Origin of the sequence: Virgibacillus sp. DJP39 (assembly GCF_049310925.1) — a bacterium.
Classification (GTDB): domain Bacteria; phylum Bacillota; class Bacilli; order Bacillales; family Amphibacillaceae; genus Virgibacillus_F.
The window spans coordinates 1-667 of record NZ_JBMERP010000203.1 but is presented as its reverse complement, the minus strand read 5'-3'; the positions used below and the strand labels follow the sequence as shown (position 1 = coordinate 667).

Sequence of the window (667 nt, the reverse complement as noted above, 5' to 3'; positions counted from 1 at the left end):
AAAGGTCGCATTATGCTGGAAATAATCCCGGCAGGATGTTATCCATTTCGCTCCATCTCCATTGATAACGAGGTGGTGTTTGGTCGGATCATACTCGTAAGTGTTCATTAGATACTGCTCAAATTCTTCCCAGAACGGCAGGTTTCCTTCATGAATAAAATGTCGCTTCTCCATTAGCTTTGCCCGTTTACCATTCATTTCCCAACCCTGATGCACACTGGCAATCTTAATTTCCCTGCCTTTTTTCTTTTTCTCCTGGCTTTTTGTATAAAGCCCATCAACCTCCACAAATACAACGTCTTGCTCAAGCTGCACGTCGTGTTCAGGAATAATTTCTGTATTCAAAAGTTGCTGGCGTATGCCTTCATGACTGATGACAGGATAGCCCAAAAGTTTCTCAATCGCCTTGCCAGCCTGTCGATAGGAAACGCCGGTTACAGCTAGTTCAATGGCCAGATCCTGCACCACTGGGCTTATTCCCTTTGTGCCATCAAAGGCTAAATATTGATCTAATAAGTAAACATACTTCCCAGTTTCCTTATCCTGATAATAATTTCTTTTTAGTTCTACTTGCCCGAAAACAGATTCGAATTTCAGTGTTCGCTTATCCTTTAAATAAAACCGTTGTTTATCTCTTCCTGAAGCTATGGCTGTATCTAATTCCTGA

At 41.7% G+C, this 667-nt stretch carries 1 protein-coding gene; it reads right to left on the bottom strand.

Features of this window, described 5'->3' with window-relative positions:
- Positions 1–667: UPF0236 family transposase-like protein (locus tag ACOI1D_RS21810; protein ID WP_422504303.1), on the bottom strand; the 667-nt coding region annotated here is incomplete at both ends.